Annotated in this window: 24 protein-coding genes and 1 tRNA gene; 3 read left to right on the plus strand and 22 right to left on the minus strand. The window is 58.9% G+C overall.

What is annotated here, in order from left to right; genetic code table 11:
- Positions 1-6: 6 nt before the first annotated feature.
- The 15 genes from nuoH to rlmE form a co-directional block, all read right to left on the minus strand.
- Positions 7-1056: an NADH-quinone oxidoreductase subunit NuoH gene (nuoH, locus tag AB6Q56_RS11475; protein ID WP_434513313.1), complete on the minus strand. Its 1050-nt coding sequence runs from the start codon at positions 1054-1056 to the stop codon at positions 7-9.
- Positions 1057-3393 (minus strand): NADH-quinone oxidoreductase subunit NuoG, encoded by a 2337-nt coding sequence (gene nuoG, locus AB6Q56_RS11480; RefSeq protein WP_434513314.1) that lies wholly within the window; start codon positions 3391-3393, stop codon positions 1057-1059.
- A 45-nt stretch (positions 3394-3438) separates the two neighbouring features.
- A complete protein-coding gene (gene nuoF, locus AB6Q56_RS11485) occupies positions 3439-4767 on the minus strand; it encodes an NADH-quinone oxidoreductase subunit NuoF (RefSeq protein WP_434513315.1) in 1329 nt (442 codons plus the stop codon).
- Positions 4767-5240 (minus strand): NADH-quinone oxidoreductase subunit NuoE, encoded by a 474-nt coding sequence (gene nuoE, locus AB6Q56_RS11490; protein ID WP_434513316.1) that lies wholly within the window; start codon positions 5238-5240, stop codon positions 4767-4769. The genes nuoF and nuoE overlap by 1 nt, the downstream gene beginning before the upstream one ends.
- Positions 5240-6493, minus strand: a complete 1254-nt coding sequence (locus AB6Q56_RS11495) for an NADH-quinone oxidoreductase subunit D (protein WP_434513317.1) — start codon at positions 6491-6493, stop codon at positions 5240-5242. The genes nuoE and AB6Q56_RS11495 overlap by 1 nt, the downstream gene beginning before the upstream one ends.
- A complete protein-coding gene (locus tag AB6Q56_RS11500) occupies positions 6486-7091 on the minus strand; it encodes an NADH-quinone oxidoreductase subunit C (RefSeq protein WP_434513318.1) in 606 nt (201 codons plus the stop codon). Before AB6Q56_RS11500 ends, AB6Q56_RS11495 begins: the two co-directional genes overlap by 8 nt.
- 19 nt (positions 7092-7110) lie before the next feature.
- Positions 7111-7587: a NuoB/complex I 20 kDa subunit family protein gene (locus tag AB6Q56_RS11505; RefSeq protein WP_011286715.1), complete on the minus strand. Its 477-nt coding sequence runs from the start codon at positions 7585-7587 to the stop codon at positions 7111-7113.
- Between the two features lie 9 nt (positions 7588-7596).
- Complete coding sequence (locus tag AB6Q56_RS11510; RefSeq protein WP_366090147.1) at positions 7597-7971, minus strand: NADH-quinone oxidoreductase subunit A; 375 nt, start codon at positions 7969-7971, stop codon at positions 7597-7599.
- Between the two features lie 62 nt (positions 7972-8033).
- Positions 8034-8118 (minus strand) — tRNA-Leu (locus AB6Q56_RS11515).
- A 56-nt stretch (positions 8119-8174) separates the two neighbouring features.
- Positions 8175-8546, minus strand: coding sequence for a preprotein translocase subunit SecG (gene secG, locus AB6Q56_RS11520; RefSeq protein ID WP_434513319.1), 372 nt, complete (start codon positions 8544-8546; stop codon positions 8175-8177).
- 11 nt (positions 8547-8557) lie between these two features.
- Positions 8558-9307 (minus strand): triose-phosphate isomerase, encoded by a 750-nt coding sequence (gene tpiA, locus AB6Q56_RS11525; RefSeq protein ID WP_434513320.1) that lies wholly within the window; start codon positions 9305-9307, stop codon positions 8558-8560.
- A gap of 88 nt (positions 9308-9395) precedes the next feature.
- Positions 9396-10748, minus strand: coding sequence for a phosphoglucosamine mutase (gene glmM / locus AB6Q56_RS11530; RefSeq protein WP_434513321.1), 1353 nt, complete (start codon positions 10746-10748; stop codon positions 9396-9398).
- A complete protein-coding gene (gene folP / locus AB6Q56_RS11535; protein WP_434513322.1) occupies positions 10745-11581 on the minus strand; it encodes a dihydropteroate synthase in 837 nt (278 codons plus the stop codon). Before folP ends, glmM begins: the two co-directional genes overlap by 4 nt.
- A 54-nt stretch (positions 11582-11635) precedes the next feature.
- The gene (ftsH, locus tag AB6Q56_RS11540) at positions 11636-13519 is read right to left on the minus strand and encodes an ATP-dependent zinc metalloprotease FtsH (RefSeq protein ID WP_434513323.1); all 1884 of its coding nucleotides are present in this window, start codon (positions 13517-13519) and stop codon (positions 11636-11638) included.
- Between the two features lie 55 nt (positions 13520-13574).
- Positions 13575-14192: a 23S rRNA (uridine(2552)-2'-O)-methyltransferase RlmE gene (gene rlmE, locus AB6Q56_RS11545; protein WP_434513324.1), complete on the minus strand. Its 618-nt coding sequence runs from the start codon at positions 14190-14192 to the stop codon at positions 13575-13577.
- A gap of 31 nt (positions 14193-14223) precedes the next feature.
- Between rlmE and yhbY the strand changes: the two genes are divergently transcribed.
- On the plus strand, positions 14224-14580 hold the full coding sequence (gene yhbY / locus AB6Q56_RS11550) for a ribosome assembly RNA-binding protein YhbY (protein ID WP_434513325.1): 357 nt from the start codon (positions 14224-14226) through the stop codon (positions 14578-14580).
- On the opposite strand, the gene AB6Q56_RS11555 is transcribed toward yhbY, so the two are convergent.
- The 7 genes from AB6Q56_RS11555 to AB6Q56_RS11585 form a co-directional block, all read right to left on the minus strand.
- Positions 14581-15042, minus strand: a complete 462-nt coding sequence (locus tag AB6Q56_RS11555) for a DUF4149 domain-containing protein (RefSeq protein ID WP_434513326.1) — start codon at positions 15040-15042, stop codon at positions 14581-14583.
- Positions 15043-15047: 5 nt separating this feature from the next.
- A complete protein-coding gene (gene greA, locus AB6Q56_RS11560; RefSeq protein ID WP_434513327.1) occupies positions 15048-15524 on the minus strand; it encodes a transcription elongation factor GreA in 477 nt (158 codons plus the stop codon).
- A gap of 67 nt (positions 15525-15591) precedes the next feature.
- The gene (gene carB, locus AB6Q56_RS11565; protein WP_434513328.1) at positions 15592-18798 is read right to left on the minus strand and encodes a carbamoyl-phosphate synthase large subunit; all 3207 of its coding nucleotides are present in this window, start codon (positions 18796-18798) and stop codon (positions 15592-15594) included.
- A 15-nt stretch (positions 18799-18813) separates the two neighbouring features.
- The gene (gene carA, locus AB6Q56_RS11570) at positions 18814-19962 is read right to left on the minus strand and encodes a glutamine-hydrolyzing carbamoyl-phosphate synthase small subunit (protein ID WP_434517153.1); all 1149 of its coding nucleotides are present in this window, start codon (positions 19960-19962) and stop codon (positions 18814-18816) included.
- Between the two features lie 124 nt (positions 19963-20086).
- Positions 20087-22642 carry a response regulator gene (locus AB6Q56_RS11575; RefSeq protein ID WP_434513329.1) on the minus strand — a complete coding sequence of 852 codons (2556 nt, stop codon included), beginning with the start codon at positions 22640-22642 and terminating at the stop codon, positions 20087-20089.
- 5 nt (positions 22643-22647) lie between these two features.
- Positions 22648-23454, minus strand: a complete 807-nt coding sequence (gene dapB / locus AB6Q56_RS11580; protein ID WP_434513330.1) for a 4-hydroxy-tetrahydrodipicolinate reductase — start codon at positions 23452-23454, stop codon at positions 22648-22650.
- Between the two features lie 2 nt (positions 23455-23456).
- A complete protein-coding gene (locus AB6Q56_RS11585) occupies positions 23457-23939 on the minus strand; it encodes an outer membrane protein assembly factor BamE (protein ID WP_434513331.1) in 483 nt (160 codons plus the stop codon).
- A gap of 95 nt (positions 23940-24034) precedes the next feature.
- On the opposite strand from AB6Q56_RS11585, the gene fur reads away from it, so the two are divergent.
- A complete protein-coding gene (gene fur / locus AB6Q56_RS11590) occupies positions 24035-24457 on the plus strand; it encodes a ferric iron uptake transcriptional regulator (RefSeq protein WP_434513332.1) in 423 nt (140 codons plus the stop codon).
- 10 nt (positions 24458-24467) lie between these two features.
- Entirely contained in the window at positions 24468-25073 is a 606-nt protein-coding gene (locus tag AB6Q56_RS11595; RefSeq protein WP_434513333.1) for a TMEM165/GDT1 family protein, read from the plus strand.
- The last annotated feature ends 17 nt before the right edge of the window (positions 25074-25090 follow it).

Here is a 25090-nt window from a genome sequence, read left to right on the forward strand (position 1 = left end):
CTCTCCTCACTTCCAGATATTCAGTGGCGACATCATCCAGACGCCGACGACAACCAGCCAGATCAGACAGATCGGCAGAAACACCTTCCAGCCCAAACGCATCAACTGGTCGTAGCGATAACGCGGGAAAGTTGCGCGGAACCACAGGAAGAGGAAGAGGATCGCCGACATCTTGGCAAACAGCCAGAGAATGCCGTCCGGCAGGAATCCAACCGGCGACAGCCAGCCGCCGAGGAACATGATCGACGTCAACGCGGAAACCAGGATCATGTTGGCGTATTCAGCCAGGAAGAAGACGGCAAAGGCCATGCCGGAGTATTCAACGTGGAAGCCGGCAACGATTTCCGATTCGCCTTCCGAAACGTCGAACGGGGCCCGGTTGGTTTCGGCCACGCCGGAAATCAGGTAGACCAGGAACATCGGGAACAGCGGCAGCCAGTTCCAGGACAGGAAACTCAGGCCCCAGCCGGCAAACCGGCCTTGGTCCTGGACATTGACGATATCGACCAAGTTCAGGCTGTTGGACACCATCAGCACGCAGATCAGCGAGAAACCCATCGAGATTTCGTAGGAAACCATCTGCGCCGCCGAGCGCATGGCACCGAGGAAGGCGTACTTGGAGTTGGAGGCCCAGCCGGACAGGATGATCCCGTACACCCCCATCGAGGTGATGGCCATGATGTAGAGCAGGCTGGCGTCGATGTTGGCGAGAACCAGGGTGTCGGTAAAGGGAACCACCGCCCAGGCCGCCAGTGCCGGCGCGATGGCCAGCATTGGGGCGATGATGAAGATACCCTTGTTGGCCGTCGCCGGAACAATGATTTCCTTCAGCAGCAGCTTCAGGCCGTCAGCAATCGGCTGGATCAAACCCCAGGGACCGACACGGTTGGGACCGATACGCACCTGCATATAGCCGATGACCTTGCGTTCGAAGTAGGTCAGGTAAGCCACGCCGAGCATCATCGGGGCAACGATCAGGACAATTTTGACCAGCGTCCAGACTGCAGGCCAAGCCCCGCCGAAAAGGCCTTGTCCGAAATTCATCAGTGCGTCCATTTATGCACGCTCCACGGAAATCGAGCCGAACATGTCGCCAAGCATGGCGGTACTGACATGGGCCGCTGCAACGCGAACACAGCCGGCCGGTACGCTATTGTCCAGCTTGGGTATCAAAACAGCTTCACCCGAGCCCTGCTTGACCCGGACCTGCGCCTTGTCGGCAACACCTACCTGATTGAGCGTTTGCTCATTCATGCGAGCGGTTGGCACAACGGAATCTGCCGTCTGCTGCAGCGCCGGAGCACGGCGCGCCATCGGATCGGTGAAGTTGATCGGGACGTCGGCAATACGTTGCAAGCCGTTCGCGGAAGACGCGGGGGCTACGATGGCGACGTCGTTGAGTTCGTTGCTCAGACCGGAAACGAATTCAACCGCCTTGCCACCGAGCACCTCATCGCGAACTTCTTCGCTCGACGCGTAGGTAAAGCCTTCCAGATTGAGTACGTTGCCCAGCACGCGCAGAATCTTCCAAGCCGGACGTGCATCGCCACGGGCCTTCACCACCCCGTTGAAGCTCTGGGCGCGACCTTCGATATTGACGAAGGTACCGGAGGTTTCGGTAAAGGGCGCCATCGGCAGCATCACGTCGGCGTACTCCAGGGCCGGAGCATGCTTGAAGGCCGACATATAGACAACCAGGCTGGCCTGCTTGAGGGCACCGAGCGCCAACTGCGGGTTGGCGCAATCGAATTCTGGCTCGATGCCCATCAGGACGTAAGCCTTGCGCGGTTGCTCGAACATCTGACGCGCGTTGGCACCGGACGGCAGCGCACGAGACACGTGCCCGCCGACCGTGTTGGCACCTTCACCGAGGAAGCCGACGGTAGCTCCAGTCAGCTTGCCGAGTTCCAAGGCAAGGGCGTGCAATTGTGTGGCATCGGCAGACTGGGTGGCCACATTACCCAGGAAGACAGCGCGCTTGTCGCCATCAACCAAGCTTTGCGCGATTTTCTTGCTGACATCGCAAACAGCAACGTTTGCCAGCGCTGCCGGCACAGCAGCGCCTTTGATCTCGGCAACCGCCTTGACCACGGCGGCCAGCGCAGTAGGGAGCGCAGCCGGAGCAACGGTGATACGAGCGTGCAAATTGATCAGCGGATCGTCGCTGGCGACGTCGAGCAGACTGACTTTGGTGAACTTTTTGGCTGCTTGGCGCAGGCGCTGGGCGATCAGCGGGTGATCCTTGCGCAGGAAGGAGCCGACCACCAGGGCACTGTCCAAATCCTTGATTTCGGCGAGGCGCATGCCGAGCCACGGAGCACCGACGCGCTTGGCATCAGCAGAGAAATCGATCTGGCGCGGACGGAAATCGATATTGCCGCTGCCCAGCCCCTTCATGAGCTTGCCGAGCAGGAACAGTTCTTCGATGGTCGAGCTTTGCGCGGCCAGGGCGGCGACGGCATCGCCACCGTGTTCGCGGGCGACATCCTTGAGACCGTGAGCGACGTAATCGAGCGCGACGTTCCAGTCGACTTCCTTCCACTCGCCGCCCTGCTTGACCATGGGCTTGGTCAGGCGCTCATCGGAGCTCAGCGACTGGTAGGAGAAACGCTCCTTGTCGGAGATCCAGCATTCGTTGACCGCTTCGTTCTCGCGCGGCAGAACGCGCATCACGTTGTCGTGCTTGACCTGGACGACCAGGTTGGCGCCGACGGAATCCTGCGCGCTAACCGACTTGCGGCGCTGCAGTTCCCAGGAACGGGCGGTGTAGCGGAAAGGCTTGGAAGTCAGCGCGCCGACCGGGCACAGGTCGATCATGTTGCCGGATAGTTCGGAATCCACCGAACGACCGACGAAGGTCATGATTTCCGAGTGCATGTTGCGGTTGGCCATGCCCAGTTCCATGATGCCGCCGATTTCCTGGCCGAAGCGGACGCAACGGGTGCAGTGGATGCAGCGGCTCATTTCTTCCATCGAGATCAGCGGACCGACGCTCTTGTGGAAGACAACGTGCTTTTCTTCGGTGTAGCGGCTCTTCATCGGGCCGTAGCCGACGGACATGTCCTGCAGCTGGCACTCGCCGCCCTGATCGCAGATCGGGCAATCCAGCGGGTGGTTGATGAGCAGGAACTCCATCACGCCCTTCTGCGCCTTGACGGCCAGTTCGGAGTGCGTGAACACCTTCATGCCGTTGGTCACCGGCGTTGCGCAGGCCGGCAACGGCTTCGGCGCCTTCTCCACCTGCACCAGACACATCCGGCAGTTGGCGGCGATCGAAAGTTTCTTGTGGTAGCAGAAATGCGGAATGTATACGCCAACCTGCTGCGCGGCATCCATCACCGTGCTGCCGTCGGGCACTTGCGCCTTTTTGCCGTCGATCTCGATTTCTAGCATGTCGCTACCTTGTAGCCAGTTTTTTCGTTACTAACCCGCGGCCGGTCAGGCCGGAATCTTGTGGAAACCGCTGCCCGCCCATTGCACATCCTTGGGAACCAGACAGGTCTTGTTTTCGATGTGATACTCGAATTCCTTGCCAAAATGCTTGATGAAGCTCTGCACCGGGAAGGCAGCCGCGTCGCCGAGCGCACAGATAGTGCGACCGGCAATGTTGCCGAGCACGCTGTTCAGCAGGTCGAGGTCCTCCGGTTTGCCGAGTCCGTTCTCGATGCGATGCACGACCTTGTACATCCAGGCGGTACCTTCACGGCAGGGGGTGCATTGGCCGCAGGATTCTTCATGATAGAAGAAGGATAGACGCTCCAGCGCCTTGACCATGCACACTGTCTCGTCCATGACGATGACCGCGCCAGAACCGAGCATCGACCCGCCCTTGCTGATCGAGTCGTAGTCCATGGTGCAATCCATGATGACTTCGCCCGGCATGACCGGAGCCGACGAACCGCCGGGAATGACCGCCTTCAGCTTGCGCCCACCACGCATCCCGCCGCACATTTCGAGCAGGGTCGCGAACGGCGTGCCGAGCGGAATTTCATAATTGCCCGGACGATTGACATGGCCGGAAACCGAGAACAGCTTGGTACCCCCGTTGTTGGGCTTACCCAGATTGAGGAACTCCTCGCCGCCCATCTTCAGGATGAAGGGAATGGAGGCGAAGGTCTCGGTATTGTTGATCGTCGTCGGCTTGCCGTACAGGCCGAAAGAGGCCGGGAACGGCGGCTTGAAGCGCGGCTGTCCCTTCTTGCCCTCGATTGATTCGAGCAGCGCGGTTTCCTCGCCGCAGATGTAGGCGCCGTAACCGTGATGGGCGAACAGTTCGAAATTGAAGCCGGAACCGAGAATGTTCTGGCCGATGAAGCCGGCGGCCCGGGCCTCGTCGAGCGCTTCCTCGAAACGCTTGTACTCTAGCCAGACTTCGCCGTGCACGTAGTTGTAACCGCGATTGGCACCCATCGCGTAGGCGGCAATGGCCATGCCTTCGATGACGGCATGCGGGTTGTAGCGCATGATGTCGCGGTCCTTGAAAGTCCCCGGCTCACCTTCGTCGGTGTTGCAGACGACGTACTTGTCGCCCGGGAACGAACGCGGCATGAAGGACCACTTCAAGCCGGTCGGAAAACCAGCACCGCCGCGACCGCGCAGCACGGACTTCTTGACCTCGCTGATGACGTCTTCTTGCGTCATCTTGGTTTCCAGGATGCGCTTCAGCTGGGCATAGCCGCCGCGGGCGACGTAATCCTTGAGGTGCCAGGTATTGTCGCCGTCGAGGCCCTCCATCAGGACGCCATTGATCGAACCAAGCATAGCCATTATTTGCACTCCTCAAGCAGCTTGTCGATCTGTTCCGGATGCATGTGGCTGCACATCGAGCGGTTGTTGACGATGAAGACCGGCGCATCGCCGCAAGCCCCCATGCACTCACCTTCCTTCAACGTGAATTTGCCGTCGGCCGTGGTTTCGCCATAGCCGATGCCCAGCTTCGTCTGCAGATAGTCGCCGGCATGGTAGCCGCCGGACAGCGCGCACGGCAGGTTGGTACAGACCGTGATTTTGTACTTGCCAACCGGCTTGAGGTCGTACATGTTGTAGAAGGAAGCGACCTCGTAGGCGGCGATTGGAGCGATACCGAGATAATCGGCAACGGCTTCGATGGCCTCGGGAGGCAACCAGCCTTTCTCTTCCTGGGCATGCGCCAGACAGGACATGGTAGCCGACTGCTTCTGATCAGCGGGGTACTTGGCGACTTCGCGCGCAAATTTCTGGAGGGTTTCAGCGGAAAACATCAGCGGTCAATCTCGCCAAAAACGATATCTTGGGAGCCGATGATCGTAACGACGTCGGCAATCATGTGGCCACGAGACATTTCATCCAACCCGGAAAGATGGACGAAGCCCGGTGCGCGAATTTTCATACGGTACGGCTTGTTTGCACCATCGGAGACGAAGTAGATACCGAACTCGCCCTTCGGATGCTCGACGGCAGCATAGGCCTCGCCTGCCGGGACATGAATTCCTTCTGTGAAGAGCTTGAAATGGTGAATCAGCTCTTCCATGTTGGTCTTCATGTTTTCACGCGGCGGCGGAGCCACCTTGTTGTTGTCGGTGATCACCGGCCCCGGATTCTTGCGCAGCCAAGCGATACACTGCTTGATGATGTTGTTCGACTGGATCATTTCTTCCATACGAACCAGGTAGCGGTCATAGCTGTCGCCATTCACCCCCACCGGCACATCGAAATTAACCTTGTCGTAAGCCGCATATGGCTGCTTCTTGCGCAAATCCCAAGCGATACCGGAACCGCGCAGCATCGCGCCAGTGAAACCCATCTGCAGGGCACGCTCCGGGCTAACCACGCCGACATTAACCAGGCGCTGCTTCCAGATGCGGTTATCGGTCAGCAGGGTGTGGTATTCCGCATGGTAGGTCGGGAAACGATTGGTGAAATCCTCTAGGAAGTCTAACAACGAACCGCTGCGGTTTTCGTTCTTTTCGGCCGCCTTCTTGGCGTTGGTCCAGGTCGATTCCTGGTATTGCGGCATGCGGTCCGGCAGGTCGCGATAGACGCCACCCGGACGGTAGTAGGCAGCGTGCATCCGGGCACCGGAAACCGCCTCGTAGACGTCCATCAAATCTTCGCGTTCGCGGAAGGTGTACAGCGCCATGGTCATTGCACCGACGTCCAGCGCGTGACAGCCGATCCACAACAGGTGGTTGAGGATACGGGTAACTTCGTCGAACATCACGCGGATGTACTTGCCACGTTCCGGAACCTCAATGCCGAGCAGCTTTTCAGTCGCCAGACAGTAAGCATGTTCGTTACACATCATCGACACGTAGTCGAGGCGATCCATGTAAGGAACGGACTGAACCCATGTACGTGTTTCGGCCAGCTTTTCGGTGGCTCGGTGAAGCAAGCCGATATGCGGATCGGCGCGCTGGACGACTTCGCCGTCAAGTTCGAGCACCAAGCGCAGCACGCCGTGTGCTGCCGGGTGCTGCGGACCAAAGTTCAGGGTGAAATTGCGGATATCAGCCATGTGCCGGATCCCCGTAAGTATCTTCGCGCACGATGCGCGGGGTGTTTTCGCGAGGTTCGATGGTCACCGGCTGGTAGATCACGCGAGCCTGATCCGGGTCGTAACGCATTTCGACATGACCGGAGATCGGGAAATCCTTGCGGAACGGATGACCGATGAAACCGTAGTCGGTCAGGATGCGACGCAGATCGTCATGCCCGACGAAGGCAATACCAAACAAATCGAAGGCTTCGCGCTCGAACCAATTGGCTGTCGACCAAAGGCCCGTCACCGAATCAACCGAGGGGAAGCCTTCGTCATCAGCAAAGACGCGAACGCGCAAGCGGGTATTCCGGGACACCGACAACAGATGAACGACAACCGCGAAACGCTGACCGTTCCAGGCACCATCGCCGTAGGTCGAGTAATCGACACCACAAAGATCGATCAGCTCTTCGAAACGGAAGTCCGCCTCATCGCGCAGCGCAGTCATCACGCCGAGATAGTCGGCAGCACCGACTTCAATGGTTACTTCACCGAGCGCCAGCTTCAGAGACTTTACTTTGTCGCCGAAATGCTTCTGCAGGTTCTCACTAAGCGTTTCCAGCTTGGCAGACATATTCGATCAGCCTTGGCAATTAACGAGCAATGGTATTGGTACGACGTATCTTGTTCTGCAACTGGATGATCCCGTAAATCAGCGCCTCGGCGGTCGGCGGACAGCCCGGCACATAGATATCAACAGGAACAATGCGGTCGCAGCCACGCACCACGGAATAGGAGTAGTGGTAGTAACCACCACCATTAGCGCAGGAGCCCATGGAAATAACCCAACGCGGCTCAGCCATCTGGTCGTACACCTTGCGCAAGGCCGGCGCCATCTTGTTGGTCAGCGTGCCAGCCACGATCATCACGTCGGACTGACGCGGACTCGGGCGAAACACCACGCCAAAACGGTCAAGGTCATAACGGGAAACACCGGCATGAATCATCTCGACCGCACAACACGCCAGACCAAAGGTCATCGGCCACAAAGACCCGGTGCGCATGTAGTTGATCAGCTTGTCAGCCGTCGTGGTGACAAAGCCTTCCTGAAGAACGCCTTCAATAGCCATATTCGAGCCCTACTCCCATTCCAGCGCACCCTTGGCCCAGGCATAGATATAGCCGACGACCAGAATGGCAACGAACACCATCATTTCGACGAAGCCGAACATCTTGATTGATTCGGTCGCCACGATGTCTTTGAAGATCGTCGCCCACGGGAAGAGGAAGGCAACTTCAAGATCGAACAAAATGAAGAGAATGGCAATCAGGTAATAGCGCACATCAAATTTCATGCGCGCATCTTCGAATGCCTCAAAGCCACACTCATAGGGAGAGAGCTTTTCCGGGTCCGGACGACTGGGAGCAAGAATAAAACCCATCGCAACCGGCAGAACGCCAATTGCCACCCCCACCAGAACGAACATCAGGATTGGAAAGTAGTTTTCCATGATCCGCCGCCAATATTCAGTTTCTTGTTCGAAACAGCGTACCCACAGGCCACTGCCCCAGTTTCTGGTGCCGACGGCGAGACTCGAACTCGCACAGCTTGCGCCACTACCCCCTCAAGATAGCGTGTCTACCAATTTCACCACGTCGGCACTATTTTTTTGCAACCTACCCAGCGAGGACCTCGTGCCAGGCAAGCCACCTTGCGCTACTTCGGTATTTCTTTCGCCTTTGAACCCGCATCAACAGGAGCCGCAGGTGCCTCACCAGCCGCCGAAGTCGGCCGCGAAACAGACTGCGATTGTACCGGTTCTTGCATCAGACTGCCAGTCGTTTTTGGCTTGCTGGAGCCAATATAGGCTAGCGTAAGGCTCGTCACAAAAAACACAGCCGCCAGGATACCGGTCGCGCGGCTCAGAAAATTAGCCGACCCGGTGGCACCAAACAAACTACCGGAGGCACCACTACCGAAAGCCGCGCCCATGTCAGCACCCTTGCCATGCTGCATGAGCACTAGACCGATAATTGCAATAGCCACCAAAATATGGACCGCCAGGACGAGAGAAAATAACCAGTTCATGTATCAGCCTATCAATTTGCCGCCCGGCAAATTGCCAGGAAATCATCTGCAACCAAGGCAGCGCCGCCGATCAAACCACCATCGACATCCGCCTGCCCAAACAATTCAGCCGCGCTTTGCGGCTTCACGCTACCACCGTACAAGATACGCAACCCATTCGCCACCGATGCATCGAGCGCCGCCACTTGACGACGAATCGCCGCATGCACCGCCTGGGCCTGCCCAGGCGTAGCAGTAACCCCCGTCCCAATCGCCCACACTGGCTCATAAGCGACAACCGCCGACGCCAGAGCCGCAACACCCCGCACATCAAGCACCGCCGACAACTGCCGGGAGACCACAGAAGCCGTCAATCCCGCCTCGCGCTCCGCCAGCGTTTCACCCACACACAGAACCGGAATCAGAGACGCCTGTTGCGCTGCGGCAAATTTCGCCGCAACCACCTCATCCGTCTCGCCAAACAGCGTGCGACGCTCGGAATGCCCCACCAGCACATAGCGACAGCCAAAATCCAGCAACATGGCAGCCGACACCTCGGCAGTGTAGGCACCCGCAGGATGCTCACTGAGCGACTGCGCCCCCCAGGAAACCGCGCTACCTGCCAACAAAGATTGTGCCTGAGCCAGGTACGGGTACGGCGGGCACACCGCAACTTCGCACGCCAAGTCGACCACCCCAGCCTTGACCCGCTCAAGCAATGCCGCATTGTTCTGGAGGCTGCCGTGCATTTTCCAGTTACCGGCGACAAGTTTTTTGCGCATAGCTGCAGTGATTTGGTTGGCGAAAAACTTTTGGATTATAGCGACTTGGCGATTTTTTGGTCAATAAAAACTGGGAATCGCCGCACGACTACTGAGCAGCCTCACGAACCACAGCAGCCAGCTTTTCCGCCGCATCGCACACTTCGGCTGCATCCTCGCCTTCGACCATCACACGCAGCAAGGGCTCAGTACCGGAAGCGCGCAGCAACACACGACCACTGCCCGCCAAGCGCTTTTCGGTATCGCCCAGCGCGGCGATGATTGCCGGATGATCTCTCCAGGAAAACCCGCGCGTCACGGGCACATTGATCAGTTTCTGCGGGTACAACACCAACCCACCCAGCAGAGACTTCAAATCGCCACCAGATTCGCGCAAGGCGGCCAGCACTTGCAAGGCCGCCACGACACCATCTCCAGTCGTATGGCGATCCAGCGCCAGGATGTGTCCCGAGTTCTCGCCACCGTACAACCACCCCTTTTCATTGAGCATCTCAACGACATAACGATCACCCACTGCAGCCCGAGCAAATGGAATACCCTGCTTACCCAAAGCATGCTCGAAAGCCAGGTTGGTCATCAAGGTCCCGACAACACCCTTTACCGCCGAATTCCTGGCACGACTGCATACAATGGCGTATAGCAACTGGTCACCATCGTATAAATTGCCCTCCGCATCAACCATCTGCAGACGATCCGCATCGCCATCAAGGGCCACACCGAGATCGGCACGGTTGGCCAATACCGCCTCGCACAACGCCTTTGGCGCCGTAGCGCCAACCGCATCGTTGATATTCAGGCCATTGGGCTGAACACCGATCGTCACTACTTCAGCACCCAGTTCGTGAAATACACTGGGTGCAATATGGTAGGCAGCACCATGCGCGCAATCGACGACGATCTTCAGGCCGCGCAGATCTAGATCATTCGGAAAAGTGCTCTTACAGAACTCAATGTAGCGGCCGCGCGCATCCTCGATGCGCTTTACCCGCCCCAATTCCGCCGGAGGCACGCAGACCATGGGCTCATCGATCCCTTGTTCGATCGCGCGCTCGACCTCGTCCGGCAATTTCGTACCCTGCGCCGAGAAAAATTTTATGCCATTGTCGTAATAGGGATTGTGTGAGGCAGAGATTACAATTCCCGCCTGAAGGCGCAAAGCGCGTGTCAGATAGGCCACTGCCGGCGTAGGAATGGGGCCCACCAAGCAAACCTCGACACCAGCTGCAGAAAATCCAGCCTCAAGCGCCGACTCCAACATATAACCAGACAGCCGAGTATCCTTGCCGATGAGAACCGCCGGGCGCTCACCAGACGGCATTTCGCAGCGCCCCAGCAAGACCTTTCCTGCCGCATAGCCCAGACGCATAACGAAATCCGGCGTAATCGGCGATTGCCCCACGCGACCACGCACACCATCGGTTCCAAAATATTTTCTGCTCACGAAACATCTCCCTGTTCTATTGCAGCCCACACCGCCAAGGCATCCCTGGTCGCAGCCACATCATGCACACGCAATATTTTCGCACCCTTTTGCGCCGCCATGAGTGCCGCCGCCACACTGGATGCCAAGCGCTGCTCGACCGGATGGCCGGTAATGGCACCGAGCATCGATTTTCGCGACACCCCCACCAGCAATGGCAAATCACCCAACGCCCCGCCTCCCAGCGCCCGGAACAGAGCAAGGTTGTGCTGCAGCGTCTTTCCGAAACCGAACCCGGGGTCAAGGAGCAGACGCTCGCGTGCGATCCCGGCCCCACGACAACGCATCACGCAATCATCAAGAAAAGAGCGCACTTCGCCGACCACATCGCCATAGTTTGGTGTCTGCTGCATGGTACCCGGCTCACCCTGCATGTGCATCACGCATACCGCACAATCACTTTCAGCCACCGCGGCAAGCGCCCCCGGGCGCGTCATGCCGGCAATATCGTTGATCATCGACGCGCCAGCCTCCAGAGCCATACGCATGACAGCAGGTTTGTAGGTATCGACGGAAACCGGGACCCCCCAGGTTGTGATTTCGCGAAGCACCGGTAACAATCGGCGTAACTCTTCATCCTCCGGGGTGGGCACGGCCCCGGGCCGCGATGACTCGGCTCCGATATCCAGGATGTCAGCCCCAGCTTCAAGCTGTTGGCGAGCATGTTGAATGGCGTGATCGACGTCGCCAACCAGACCATCTCCGGAAAAAGAATCAGGTGTCAGGTTGACGATCCCCATCACAAGGGGTCGCTCAAGCGACAAGCGGTAGGAAGCACACTGAAGTATCGACATGGCAAAAACAAAAAGGCCGGGAAATGATCCCGGCCGGATTTATGGCATTTTGGTTCAGGCCGGCGCCGCTGCGCTTGGTTCCGCACCACCCGTCGTATCGTTTGAAGCCGCCGGACGCGACGAGCCTTGCGACGGCTTCGGCGGACGCGGTGGCTTACCGTCCATGATGTCGTCGATCTGCTCGGCATCGATGGTTTCCCATTCGAGCAGCGCCTTGGTCATGGCCTCAACCTTGTCGCGATTGTCTTCCAACAACTGGCGCGCCAGAGCATATTGCTGGTCGATGATGCGGCGAATTTCTGCATCAACCTTCTGCATGGTGGCTTCGGAAACGTTCTTGTGCTGGGTTACTGAACGGCCGAGGAAGACTTCGCCGTCATTCTCGCCATAAACCATCACGCCAAGATCAGACATGCCGTAGCGGGTAACCATGTCGCGAGCCATTGCGGTGGCCCGTTCAAAGTCATTCGAAGCGCCGGTGGTCATCTGATTCATGAACAACTCTTCGGCGATCCGGCCGCCGAACAGCACGGCGATACGGCTCATCAGGTACTCGCGGTCGTAGGCGTAACGATCCTGCTCCGGCAACTGCATGGTCAAACCCAGCGCACGGCCGCGCGGGATGATGGTGACCTTGTGCACCGGGTCGGACTTGGGCACCAGCTTGGCGACCACGGCGTGCCCCGACTCGTGATAGGCCGTGTTCATCTTCTCTTCCTCGGTCATGACCATGCTGCGACGCTCGGCGCCCATCATGATCTTGTCCTTGGCCATCTCGAAGTCGTCCATGTCGACCAAGCGCTTGTTGCGGCGAGCAGCAAACAGGGCAGCCTCATTGACCAGGTTGGCCAGGTCGGCACCGGAAAAACCCGGCGTGCCGCGGGCGATGACATCGGCCTTGACGTCGCCGGCAATCGGCACCTTGCGCATGTGCACCTTGAGGATTTCCTCGCGACCGCGGATATCCGGCAGCGGTACGACGACCTGGCGGTCGAAACGGCCCGGACGCAACAGCGCCGGATCGAGGATGTCCGGACGGTTGGTAGCGGCGATGACGATGATGCCCGAATGCCCTTCGAAGCCGTCCATCTCGACCAGCAACTGGTTCAGCGTCTGTTCGCGCTCATCGTTGCCACCACCAAGACCGGCACCGCGATGGCGGCCGACGGCATCAATCTCATCGATGAAGATGATGCACGGCGCGTGCTTCTTGGCGTTCTCGAACATGTCGCGGACGCGGGCGGCACCGACGCCGACGAACATTTCGACAAAGTCGGAACCGGAAATGCTGAAGAACGGCACCTTGGCCTCGCCGGCAATCGCCTTGGCGAGCAGGGTTTTGCCGGTACCCGGGTTGCCAACCATCAGCACCCCCTTGGGAATACGGCCGCCGAGCTTCTGGAACTTGGAAGGATCACGCAGAAAATCGACGATTTCCTGGACTTCCTCTTTGGCCTCGTCGCAACCAGCGACGTCAACGAAAGTAATGGTGTTCTGGGCTTCGTCGGTCATCCGCGCCTTCGACTTGCCGAAGGAAAACGCCCCGCCCTTGCCACCCCCCTGCATCTGGCGCATGAAGAAGACCCAGACGCCAATCAGCAGCAACATCGGGAACCAGCTGACGAAAATGTTCATCAGGAAAGACGGCTCTTCCTCCGGCCGCGCCTCAATTTTGACGCCATTTTTCAGGAGGTCGGAAACCAGCCACAGATCGGGCGGCGCATAGGAGGTAATGCGCTTCCCTTCCGAGGTAGTCGCTTTCAGCGTACGGCCTTCCATCACCACCTTGGAAATACGCCCCGCCTTCACCTCTTCGATGAATTGGGAATATTCGACTGCACCGGTCGCAACCTGACGGTTGTTGAACTGGTTGAAAACTGTCATCAGCACCAAGCCGATGACCAGCCAGATTGCGAGGTTTTTGAACATGTTGTTCAAGCTTGCTCTCCTTCTACAGCGTCGAGCGACAAAAATAGCATTCTAAACAAAACTCTCAGCGTAATGTGCGACCAAGCAAATAAAGCTCGGCGCTGCGATCGCGCGAAGCATCCGGTTTCCGTACCACGACAGTCTTGAACGTTTCGCGCATCGAGCGCAAAAACGCCTCGTAGTCAGACCCTTGGAAAACTTTGACCAGAAAAGCGCCATCCGGTTTCAAATGAGCCCGACAGAACTCCAGCCCCAACTCGGCCAAATGCATGACGCGCGCCTGATCGACCAAGGGCACACCGGACATATTGGGTGCCATGTCCGACATTACAAGCCCCACCCGACGATCGCCCAGTTTTTCTTCAAGCTGCAAGAGCACATCGTCCTCGCGAAAATCGCCCTGGATGAAGTGAACGCCGTGGATCGGCTCCATTTCCAGTAGATCGAGAGCAAAAACCAAGCCCTGGTCGCCGACACGCTTGACCGCGACCTGCGACCAGCCTCCCGGCGTCGCCCCGAGGTCGACCACGACCTCGCCGCGCTTGAGCAACTTGTCCTTGTCGTCAATTTCCATCAGCTTGAAAGCAGCGCGCGAGCGCCAGCCTTCTTTCTTGGCGAGTTGGACATACGGATCATTGACATGCTCCATCATCCACGCCTTGCTGGTTCTGGTTCTCTTCATTCGGTAAAATGCCGTTTTTGAAAGGTTTACTATGCAACAACTAACTTCTGCCCAGCGCCGCGAACTGCGCGCCCAGGCACACGCCCTGAATCCCGTCGTATCGATCGCCGAGAACGGCCTGAGCGATGCTGTCCTCAAGGAAATCGACAACTGCCTCAAGGCCCACGAATTGATCAAGATTCGCGTCTATGGCGACAGCCGTGAAGACCGTATCGCCTATTACGAACAGATCTGCGCCCAACTCGCAGCCGCCCCCGTCCAGCACATCGGCAAGCTGCTCGTCGTTTATCGTCACAGCCCGGAAAAGGCTGCCGCCGAAGCCAAGAAGAACGCGCCTGCCCACTCGCCCGCTGCCCCCCGTCGTACCAAACGCAGCCACCAGGGCTGATTACTTCAGCCCGCGCCCACTCCACACTACCAGCCACAGGCCCAGCAGACTCTGCACTAGATAGAGAATGCTGGATATGCCGTGCCACGCGGCAAAACGATCACGCAGCACGCTTTCCATCACTTCCCGCGGCAAGGCATCGGCCTTCAGCTGGGCCATCAGCGGCTGGATACCGAACTGGCTGGCCGCGGTCAGCAAGCCCATCAACAAAACCAGCCAGAAGATCGGGCTCCGGAAAAACCTGCCTCCTGAACGGGTCACTGCAAAACCGATCAGGTAGGCCGCGCAGCCGAGGCCTACCCAGCCGATCAGGGCGAACAGTTTGCCGGCTACCATGCCGGCCAGTTGCCGGTCGCCCAGACTGGAAAAAAGAACCGGCGCCACGATGTAACCGATGGCCCACAACCCGCCGACCCACAGCGCAATAGTGATCAGGTACAGGGCTTCGGCAAGGCGGCGCATCGCGCTTATTCGTAGCGGACGTCAATCAGTTCGTATTCGCGCATGCCGCCCGGCGCCTGGACTTGGGCAATATCGCCGGCGTACTTGCCGATCAACGCACGCGCCACTGGCGAATTGACCGAAATTTTGCCGTTCTTGATATCGGCCTCGTCCTCACCAACGATCTGATAGGTGACACTCTCGCCACTATCCTGGTCTTCCATTTCGACGGTTGCGCCAAAAACGCAACGACCATCGGCATCAAGCAGTTTCGGGTCGATGATCTGAGCATTCGACAATTTGCCCTCAACCTCCTGGATGCGCCCTTCGATGAAGCCCTGGCGCTCCTTGGCAGCATCGTATTCGGCATTTTCGGAGAGGTCGCCATGTGAGCGCGCCTCGGCGATCGCCGCCACGACATTCGGTCGCTCGATGGTTTTGAGGCGGTGCAATTCTTCGCGCAGTTTCTCAGCGCCGGTCACAGTCAACGGTACCTTGCTCATCTTGTCTTCCAGCAAAAGCAAAACCGCCGGCGCCCGAAACGGGGCTACCCGGCGGTTTAGGTTGGTTTTAGTGAAGCTGCGAGTGCAGCGACTGAATCGGGTACACCACCAGTTCACCCAGATGACGGATACCCTCGGCAGCGGCCTCCGCACCCCAGATCGTCGTGTACATGGTTACCCGTGCCTGCAGGCCGGAAGTGCGGATCGAACGCGAATCGTTGATCGCCCCGCGCTTCTCCTCGACCGTGTTGATGATCAGCGAAATCTCGTCGTTCTTGATCATGTCGACCACGTGCGGACGGCCTTCGGTCACCTTGTTCACCGTCTGCACGGGCAAGCCGGCAGCCTCGATGGCGTGCGCCGTGCCGCGCGTCGCCGACAACTGGAATCCGGCTTCGTGCAAATGGCGCGCGATTTCGATGGCCTTGGCTTTGTCGCTGTCCTTGACCGACAGGAAGACCTTGCCCGAAGCCGGCAGCTTAACGCCGGCCGCCAGTTGCGACTTGACGAACGCCTCGGCGAAGGTGACGCCAACCCCCATGACCTCGCCGGTCGACTTCATTTCCGGACCGAGGATGGTATCGACGCCCGGGAATTTGACGAAGGGGAAGACAGCTTCCTTGACCGAGAAATACGGCGGGATGACTTCCTTGGTCAAACCTTGTGCCTTCAGGCTTTTGCCCGACATGCAGCGGGCAGCGATCTTGGCCAGTTGCAGGCCTGTCGCCTTCGACACGTAGGGCACCGTACGCGAGGCGCGCGGATTGACTTCCAGCACGTAGACGTCGTTGTCCTTGATGGCAAACTGCACGTTCATCAGGCCGCAGACGTTGAGGGCCTTGGCCATCAGCTTGGTCTGGCGGCGCAGTTCGTCCTGCACGGCGGCGGACAGCGAGTACGGCGGCAGCGAGCAAGCCGAGTCGCCGGAGTGCACGCCAGCCTGTTCGATGTGCTCCATGACACCGCCGATGATGACTTCCTCGCCATCGGACAGGGCATCGACGTCACACTCGACGGCATCGTTCAGGAAGCGGTCGAGGAGCACCGGCGAATCGTTGGAAACCTTGACCGCTTCGCGCATGTAGCGTTCGAGATCCTTCTGCTCATGGACGATTTCCATGGCGCGGCCACCCAGCACGTAGGACGGGCGGACAACCAGCGGATAACCGATTTCCTGAGCCAGACGCAGCGCATCTTCCTCGGTACGCGCAGTGCGGTTCGGCGGCTGCTTCAGGCCGAGGTCGTGCAACAGCTTCTGGAAGCGTTCGCGGTCTTCGGCGATGTCAATCGACTCCGGGGTCGTGCCGATGATCGGCACGCCGTTGGCTTCCAAAGCCAGCGCCAGCTTGAGCGGGGTCTGGCCGCCATACTGGACGATGACGCCGACCGGCTTCTCGATGGAGCAGATTTCCAGCACGTCTTCCAGGGTCAGCGGCTCGAAATACAGGCGATCGGACGTGTCGTAGTCGGTGGACACGGTTTCCGGGTTGCAGTTGACCATGATGGTCTCGTAACCATCTTCGCGCATGGCCATGGCGGCATGCACGCAGCAGTAGTCGAACTCGATACCCTGGCCGATGCGGTTCGGACCGCCGCCCAACACCATGATCTTCTTCTTGTCGGTCGGCTGGGCCTCGCACTCGTCCTCGTAGGTCGAGTACATATAGGCCGTGCCGGTGGCGAATTCGGCAGCGCAGGTGTCGACGCGCTTGTAGACCGGACGCACCTTCAGTTCGTGGCGACGCTCGCGAACAGCGGCTTCGCTGGTCTTGGTCAGATGGGCCAGACGGCGGTCGGCGAAGCCCTTACGCTTCAGGTAGCGCAGTTCTTCAGCCGAGAACGAGGCCAGTTCGCGCTTTTCGATCTGCAGTTCCAGATCGACGATTTCCTTGATCTGGACCAGGAACCACGGGTCGATCTTGGTCAGTTCGAAAACCTTGTCGACGGTCATGCCGACACCGAAGGCATCGGCGACGTACCACAGGCGGTCGGGTGACGGGCGGGCCAGTTGTTCGTCGATGGTTTCAGGATCGACCGACTTCAGGTTGAAGCCGTCAACACCAACCTCCAGCCCGCGCAGGGCTTTCTGCAACGACTCCTGGAAGGTACGACCAATGGCCATCACTTCACCCACCGACTTCATCTGGGTGGTCAGGGTCGAATCAGCCTGCGGGAATTTCTCGAAGGCAAAGCGCGGCACCTTGGTAACCACGTAGTCGATCGATGGCTCGAACGAGGCTGGGGTCTTGCCGCCGGTGATGTCATTGGACAATTCATCCAGCGTGTAACCGACCGACAGCTTGGCAGCGATCTTGGCGATCGGGAAGCCTGTGGCCTTGGAGGCCAGCGCCGACGACCGCGAAACGCGCGGGTTCATTTCGATGACGATCATCCGACCGTCCTTCGGATTGATCGAGAACTGGACGTTGGAGCCGCCGGTATCGACACCGATCTCGCGCAGCACGGCGATCGAGGCGTTACGCAGGATCTGGTATTCCTTGTCGGTCAGCGTCTGTGCAGGGGCGACGGTGATCGAGTCGCCGGTGTGCACGCCCATCGGATCCAGGTTTTCGATCGAGCAGATGATGATGCAGTTGTCCGCCTTGTCACGGACCACTTCCATCTCGTATTCCTTCCAGCCAAGCAGCGACTCTTCGATCAGCAGCTCATTGGTCGGCGAGGCTTCGAGACCGCGCTTGCAGATGGTCTCGAACTCTTCCATGTTGTAGGCGATGCCGCCGCCCGTGCCACCCAGCGTAAAGGACGGGCGGATGATGGTCGGGAAACCGATGGAGGCCTGCACCTGGTAGGCCTCTTCCATGCTGTGCGCGGTGGCCGACTTGGCGGAACCGAGACCGATCTTGGTCATCGCGTCCTTGAACTTCTGGCGGTCTTCGGCCTTGTCGATGGCTTCCTTGGAAGCGCCGATCAGTTCGACGCCGAACTTGGCGAGCACACCTTCGCGGTCGAGGTCGAGCGCGCAGTTCAGCGCGGTCTGGCCGCCCATGGTCGGCAGCAGCGCGTCCGGGCGCTCCTTCTCGATGATCTTGGCGACAACCTGCCAGGTGATCGGCTCGATGTAGGTCACATCAGCCATTTCCGGGTCGGTCATGATGGTCGCCGGGTTGGAGTTAACCAAGATGACCTTGTAACCCTCTTCGCGCAGTGCCTTACAGGCCTGGGCGCCGGAATAGTCGAATTCACAGGCCTGGCCGATGATGATCGGGCCTGCGCCAATAATCAAAACACTCTTTATGTCTGTACGTTTCGGCATTTCTTTACTCTCGCCTTATTGCGCCGGCTGCAGCGCGGCAACGCCACGCGTCATGGTGTCGAGGAAGCGGTCAAACAGGTAGGCAACGTCGTGCGGTCCCGGACTGGCTTCCGGGTGCCCCTGGAAGGAGAAGGCCGGCACGTCGGTGCGAGCGATACCTTGCAAGGAGCCATCAAACAGCGAGACGTGCGTGGCGCGCAGATTGGCCGGCAGGGTATCGGCATCGACGGCAAAACCGTGGTTCTGGCTGGTGATCAACACCTGGCCGGTATCCATGTCCTTGACCGGATGATTGGCGCCATGGTGACCGAACTTCATTTTCAGCGTCTTGGCGCCGGAGGCCAGGGCCAGCAACTGATGGCCGAGACAAATGCCGAAGGTCGGCACACCACGCTCCAGGAATTCACGAATGGCTGCGATCGCGTAATCGCACGGCTCCGGGTCACCCGGGCCGTTGGACAGGAAAACGCCGTCCGGCTTCATGGCCAGCACATCGGCGGCCGGCGTCTGGGCCGGAACGACAGTCAGCTTGACACCACGCTCGGCCAGCATGCGCAGGATGTTCTTCTTGACGCCGAAATCATAGGCGACGACGTGAAAACGCTCCTCGCCGCGTTGCGTATACCCCTTGAGGGTCCATTCAGCTTCCGTCCAGGCGTAGGACTCCTTTGCCGACACCACCTTGGCCAGATCCATGCCATTCAAGCCCGGGAAGGCGCGCGCCATGGCCAGTGCCTTGGATTCGTCGACTTCGCCCGCCAGAATGCAACCGGCCTGGGCGCCCTTTTCACGAAGGATGCGGGTCAGTTTGCGCGTATCGATACCGGCGATGGCGACGATACCGTGCTTTTTCAGATAGGACGACAAGTCGTCCTGGGTACGCCAGTTGGACGCGACCAGCGGCAGGTCACGAATGACCAGGCCGGCAGCATAGTTGGCATCGGACTCGAAATCCTCCGCGTTGCAGCCGGTATTGCCGATATGCGGATAGGTCAGGGTGACGATCTGGCGGCAATAGGACGGATCGGTAAGAATTTCCTGATAGCCGGACATGGCGGTATTGAACACCACTTCGCCACTGGTTACGCCGTCGGCGCCGATGGATTGGCCCTTGAAAACCGTTCCGTCGGCGAGAGCGAGAATGGCGGGAGTGAATGAGGGCAGCAGTGACACGTCGGCTCTCCAAATATTTTCTGCTTATTCATGTGCCAAGCGGGAAGGCTTGCGCCTCCCCGCTTGTGCTTTTTAACCTTTATATTCTAGCCGAAATGTACCTTTTCAGGCAAATTCAAGGGATTGCACGCGTCTCAACATAACGCACAAAGGTTGGCTTGATGAGATCCATTTCACCAACCAGCACCCCGTAAAGTCGGCGACAAGCCTCCCAATCGACAGGCGCCGAAACAAGTGCGGCCTGTTCGATTTCCATCGCCCGCCGCCGGGCATGCTCGGCATGGAACATGGCCAGTAAGCTCTTCAGGGTATGGGCGTGCATCCGCGTCTCCTGGGCATCCGTCGCGTCGATTGCGGCCCTCAGGCGCCCCAGATGCACATCCCACTCCCCCAGGAACATGCCGGCCATGGTCGCGAACAATTCTGGCTCGCCGATATCCTGCAACGCCGCCCCCAAATCGAGTTGCACCGAGGTACCGAGCAGCGCCTCGATCAACTCTTCAGGCTGCTCCCCTCCCCCTTTCGCAGCTCGCTCGAGCGCCGCACTCAACTCTTCCGGACGCAAGGGTTTAGCAACATAGTCGTTCATCCCCGCCTCGAGACATCGCTCGCGATCCGATGCCATGACATTGGCCGTCATGGCAATGATATAGACCGGCCTGAACTCATGAGAGACCACCCAACTCCGCCGCATTTCCCGGGAGCGTATCGCTTCGGTCGCCTCCAGCCCGCCCATCACCGGCATCTGCATGTCCATCAGGATCACGTCGAAATGCCCGCTATCGAACTGATCCAGAGCTTCCGCTCCATTATTGGCGATCGATACCCGGTGCGACAGGCGCTCCAGCAAACGCTTGGCCAGCTCCTGATTGACTGGATTGTCCTCGACCAGCAAAACGCTCAAGCCCTCCTTTTCCTCGTCAGCAAGCCTGGCGAAGTTCACATGCGACAACATGAAGGCGTCGAGCTCGAGATTGTCCTTACCTTCAGCCAGCGCCAAGGCATCAACCATATCAGCGCAACCGACCGGTTTCACAAGGTGCGCAGAGACCCCCAACTCCCTCGATCGCGCCAAATCGTGACGCTGGTTTTCCGTCGTCAACACGATAACCAGCTTTTCCTTACGCCCCGATCTGCCCCATGCCTCAGCCAAGGTAAAGCCGGCCGGAGGGTCCATATTGGCATCGAGCACGATGTAGTCATAGGGAAAATCGACCGCCCGACTACGCTCCACCGCCGCCACCGCCGCCGCACCATCCGCCAACCAGGAGGCCTGAACACCGAGACGCTCGATCAACTCAACCAGATAACGCCCACTGGCCTCATTGTCGTCAATCACTAGCGCACGACGCCCGGCATAGCGAGGATCGACCAAGGGGGCGCCTATCGGCGTCTCGATGCCAAAGCGCCCGGTAAAGCAGAACACCGACCCCCGTCCCGGACCGCTTTCCAGCCAGATCTTGCCATCCATCAGCTGTACAAGGCGGGCGCAGATGGCAAGCCCGAGGCCGGCACCGCCAAAACGACGGGTCGTCGACACATCCGCTTGGGAAAAGGCCTCAAAAATGGCCTGCTGCTTGTCCGTCGGAACCCCCATACCGGTATCACGCACAGAGAATCGCAAGAATACGGAATGATCTTTCTGCTGATCGACCTCAACCCTGATCACGACCTCGCCCACCTCGGTGAACTTGATCGCATTTCCAACCAGGTTGATCACAACCTGACGCAAACGCGTCGGATCCCCCACAATGCGTGCAGGCACATCGGGCCGGACATCCGCAATCAGCTCCAGACCCTTCTTATGCGCACTGACCGCGAGTACCCTGACGGCCTCCAGCACCACATCCTGAACCGAGAAGGCCAAGGCTTCGAATTCCATCTTGCCGGCCTCGATCTTCGAAAAATCAAGGATGTCGTTCACGATGGTCAAAAGTGCCTCGGCAGAGGACTTGACGGTTTTCAAATAATGCCGCTGCTCGGCGTCAAGATCGGTATCCAGGGCCAGCTCGGTCATGCCGATGATACCGTTCATCGGCGTGCGAATCTCGTGGCTCATGTTGGCCAGAAAGGCTCCGCGCGCCCGGTTGGCGGCCTCAGCAGCCTCCTTTGCTGAAATCAACGCCGCCTCGGCAGCTTTTATTTCGCTGATATCGCGCTGCAGCATCAACACTCGTGCGGGCCGCCCCTCCGAATCACGCACGGCAACCGCACCGCGCAACAGGAACCAACGCCACTGACCATCCCTCGCCTTCAAGCGGCATTCGGCCTGAAAGGCGACTTCCTGACTCTTGAGGTGCGCATCGATTCGAGCCTGCAGTACACGCAAGTCCTCAGGGTGAACCATGCGCTGCCACTGAACGATGGAGTCATCGAGATCACCCTCGGCATAGCCGAGCATCTGCTTCCACTGCTTGCCGGATTCGATATGACCAGTTGCCAGATTCCAGTCGGTCAGTGCATCACCGGACAAGCGGGCATACCAGCCACTCAGATTCTGTCCGGCATAGGCCCTATAGGCCGAATCGACAACACCCAGCAATTTGTCAGCGCCGTCAGCCAGTTCCGACTGATTTGCCTGACGGGCCTGCTCCAACAGCTGACGGAAGCGCGGCTCACCTTCTCCACCGAAGACCTCCTGCAGCTGTTTCGCGAGCAGCCTGGACTTCATGGTCGCTAACGCAAGCCGAGAACGTCCTGCATGTCGAACAAGCCACTCTTGCGGCCCGCCATGAAGCGAGCGGCGCGCAGACTACCCTGCGCATAAGGCATGCGACTACCTGCCTTGTGGGTAATTTCGACGCGCTCGCCGATCCCGCAGAACATCACTGTGTGATCGCCAACGATATCGCCGCCACGCACGGTTGCAAAACCGATCGTGGACGGGTCGCGCTCACCGGTCACGCCTTCACGGCCGTAAACCGCACACTCATCAAGGCTACGCCCCAGAGCGGCAGCAACCACCTCACCCATGCGCAACGCAGTACCGGACGGCGCATCGATCTTCATGCGGTGGTGCGCCTCCACCACTTCGATGTCGTAGCCTTCGTTCATGATGCGTGCGGCCATATCGAGCAACTTGAAGACCACATTGACACCAACCGCCATGTTCGGCGCGAAGACCACCGGAATATCCCTGGCCGCCTCGGCAATGAGCGCCTTGCCATCCGCCTCGAAGCCGGTAGTGCCGATCACCATGCCAACACCGGCCTTGCGGCAGAGTTCAAGGTGCACCAGCGTGCCTTGCGGGCGGGTGAAGTCGATCAGGACATCGATATCATTGAGACCTGCCGCCACATCATCGGTAACGACAACATCCGAGGCCAGGCCAACCAGCTCGCCGGCATTCCGCCCAATCGTCTGACTGCCCGGCATATCGAAAGCAGCCCCCAGTGCGACGCCCTCGCCCTTCAAGGTCGCTTCGATCAGCATGCGGCCCATGCGGCCGCCGGCACCAACGATGCCAATACGTGTTGCGCTCATTTTTAAAATCCAAACATGTTCAGAAAGCGCCGGAAAAAGCTCGGCTCTTCGCGCGGCGGCAGCGGCTTGTCTGCGGCCTCGCCCGACAGCGACCCAAGGTCGACCAGACGGCTCTTGCTCTGCGGCGTGGTCAGCTCGGCGACATCGGCAACGGCGACATCACCACCGACACGCTCCAGGCGCCCATCGGCATCGAAAAACACCGTGAATTTACGCCCCTCTACCGTCCCAGTCCGGCCATTGCGGTAGCTGTAGACATAGTCCCAACGTTGCTGATGGAAGATATCGGCAACCATCGGCGTCCCCAGAACGAAACGTACTTGATCACGGGTTTGACCGGGTTTCAACTGGGCGACCATCTCCTGGGTCAGGACGTTGCCTTGCTGGATATCGATCTTGTATTCATTGATGAAGCCAGGTTTCCAGGAACAGGCTGAAATAAGCACACTGGAGGCAGCAACGAGCATGAGTCGGGAACGGCGCATTCGGGGTTTCCGGATTTTTGAATCGGCTTTGAAGCGGTATATCATACCCGAAATCGGCATCCTGCCTTGTTTGAACTATTTCTGGAAAATCCGCAATGAGCGATCCGCAAAGCCTCAAGAACATGGGGTTGAAAGCCACTTTTCCCCGCCTGAAGATTCTTGAGCTTTTCGAAAAAAGCACGATGCGGCACATGACGGCGGAAGACGTCTACCGGATGCTGATTGCCGAAAACATGGATATCGGCCTGGCGACGGTCTATCGCGTGCTGACACAGTTCGAGCAGGCAGGCTTGCTCGAACGCCACTTCTTCGAGTCTGGCAAGGCAGTATTCGAAGTCAATCGCGGCAAGCATCACGATCACCTGGTGTGCGTCGAATGCGGAAAGGTCGAGGAATTTTTCGACCCAGAAATCGAAAAACGGCAAAACACGGTAGCGGAAGAGCGCGGCTTCTCCATCCAGGATCACGCCCTGTACATCTACGGTCGTTGCGCCGACTGCGGCAGCAAAAACACCTGACGACCGGCGCATGTCTGAGTTCTTGCCCGCCAACGCGGCGAGTTGGCTTTCGTCTGCCGGCGCCACTTATTTGCTGATTGCCCTCGCCGAGTTCGGCGACAAGAGTCAGCTCGTCTGCATGACCCTGGCAGCGCGTCATCGCGGGCTGCCGGTGGTGATCGGCGCCGTCTCGGCCTTCGCCGTCCTCAACCTGCTGGCCGTACTGTTCGGCGCAGCCGTGGCTGCCTGGCTCCCGGAATGGGTAGTCACCCTGGCAGTCGCCGTGCTATTCGCCTTTTTCGGCGTGCAGTCCTTACGTTTTGAGGACGAGGACGACGATGAGGAAATCGAGGAAAAACCCGGCCACGGCATCGTCGCCACCACCTTCCTGATGATTTTCCTCGCCGAGTTTGGCGACAAGACGCAGATTGCCGTCGCCGGCATGGGCAGCACGGCTGCACCGGCGGCCACCTGGGTAGGTGCTACGCTGGCCCTGACCACGACATCCGTACTCGGCGTCTACGCCGGCCGTCGCTTCCTGAAGCAACTGCCACTGCACTGGATACACCGCGTCAGCGGCGTGTTTTTCCTGCTGCTGGCCCTGCTTGCCGCACTGCGCCTGCTCGGCCTGATCTGAACCAGGCAATCCTGCAC

It is taken from the genome of Dechloromonas sp. ARDL1 (genome assembly GCF_051122455.1).
Classification (GTDB): Bacteria; Pseudomonadota; Gammaproteobacteria; order Burkholderiales; family Rhodocyclaceae; genus Azonexus.

What these genes read in the sequence shown, in the direction of transcription:
- nuoG (WP_434513314.1), bottom strand. Translation starts at nt 3,393, where the DNA reads ATGCTAGAAATCGAGATCGACGGCAAAAAGGCGCAAGTGCCCGACGGC.
- AB6Q56_RS11555 (WP_434513326.1), bottom strand. Translation starts at nt 15,042, where the DNA reads ATGCGCCGCCTTGCCGAAGCCCTGTACCTGATCACTATTGCGCTGTGG.
- fur (WP_434513332.1), top strand. Translation starts at nt 24,035, where the DNA reads ATGAGCGATCCGCAAAGCCTCAAGAACATGGGGTTGAAAGCCACTTTT.
- AB6Q56_RS11495 (WP_434513317.1), bottom strand. Translation starts at nt 6,493, where the DNA reads ATGGCTGATATCCGCAATTTCACCCTGAACTTTGGTCCGCAGCACCCG.
- AB6Q56_RS11575 (WP_434513329.1), bottom strand. Translation starts at nt 22,642, where the DNA reads ATGAAGTCCAGGCTGCTCGCGAAACAGCTGCAGGAGGTCTTCGGTGGA.
- dapB (WP_434513330.1), bottom strand. Translation starts at nt 23,454, where the DNA reads ATGAGCGCAACACGTATTGGCATCGTTGGTGCCGGCGGCCGCATGGGC.
- greA (WP_434513327.1), bottom strand. Translation starts at nt 15,524, where the DNA reads ATGAGCAAGGTACCGTTGACTGTGACCGGCGCTGAGAAACTGCGCGAA.
- AB6Q56_RS11505 (WP_011286715.1), bottom strand. Translation starts at nt 7,587, where the DNA reads ATGGCTATTGAAGGCGTTCTTCAGGAAGGCTTTGTCACCACGACGGCT.
- nuoE (WP_434513316.1), bottom strand. Translation starts at nt 5,240, where the DNA reads ATGTTTTCCGCTGAAACCCTCCAGAAATTTGCGCGCGAAGTCGCCAAG.
- tpiA (WP_434513320.1), bottom strand. Translation starts at nt 9,307, where the DNA reads ATGCGCAAAAAACTTGTCGCCGGTAACTGGAAAATGCACGGCAGCCTC.
- yhbY (WP_434513325.1), top strand. Translation starts at nt 14,224, where the DNA reads ATGCAACAACTAACTTCTGCCCAGCGCCGCGAACTGCGCGCCCAGGCA.
- carB (WP_434513328.1), bottom strand. Translation starts at nt 18,798, where the DNA reads ATGCCGAAACGTACAGACATAAAGAGTGTTTTGATTATTGGCGCAGGC.
- AB6Q56_RS11500 (WP_434513318.1), bottom strand. Translation starts at nt 7,091, where the DNA reads ATGTCTGCCAAGCTGGAAACGCTTAGTGAGAACCTGCAGAAGCATTTC.
- nuoF (WP_434513315.1), bottom strand. Translation starts at nt 4,767, where the DNA reads ATGGCTATGCTTGGTTCGATCAATGGCGTCCTGATGGAGGGCCTCGAC.
- AB6Q56_RS11595 (WP_434513333.1), top strand. Translation starts at nt 24,468, where the DNA reads ATGTCTGAGTTCTTGCCCGCCAACGCGGCGAGTTGGCTTTCGTCTGCC.
- folP (WP_434513322.1), bottom strand. Translation starts at nt 11,581, where the DNA reads ATGTCGATACTTCAGTGTGCTTCCTACCGCTTGTCGCTTGAGCGACCC.
- nuoH (WP_434513313.1), bottom strand. Translation starts at nt 1,056, where the DNA reads ATGGACGCACTGATGAATTTCGGACAAGGCCTTTTCGGCGGGGCTTGG.
- rlmE (WP_434513324.1), bottom strand. Translation starts at nt 14,192, where the DNA reads ATGAAGAGAACCAGAACCAGCAAGGCGTGGATGATGGAGCATGTCAAT.
- AB6Q56_RS11585 (WP_434513331.1), bottom strand. Translation starts at nt 23,939, where the DNA reads ATGCGCCGTTCCCGACTCATGCTCGTTGCTGCCTCCAGTGTGCTTATT.
- secG (WP_434513319.1), bottom strand. Translation starts at nt 8,546, where the DNA reads ATGAACTGGTTATTTTCTCTCGTCCTGGCGGTCCATATTTTGGTGGCT.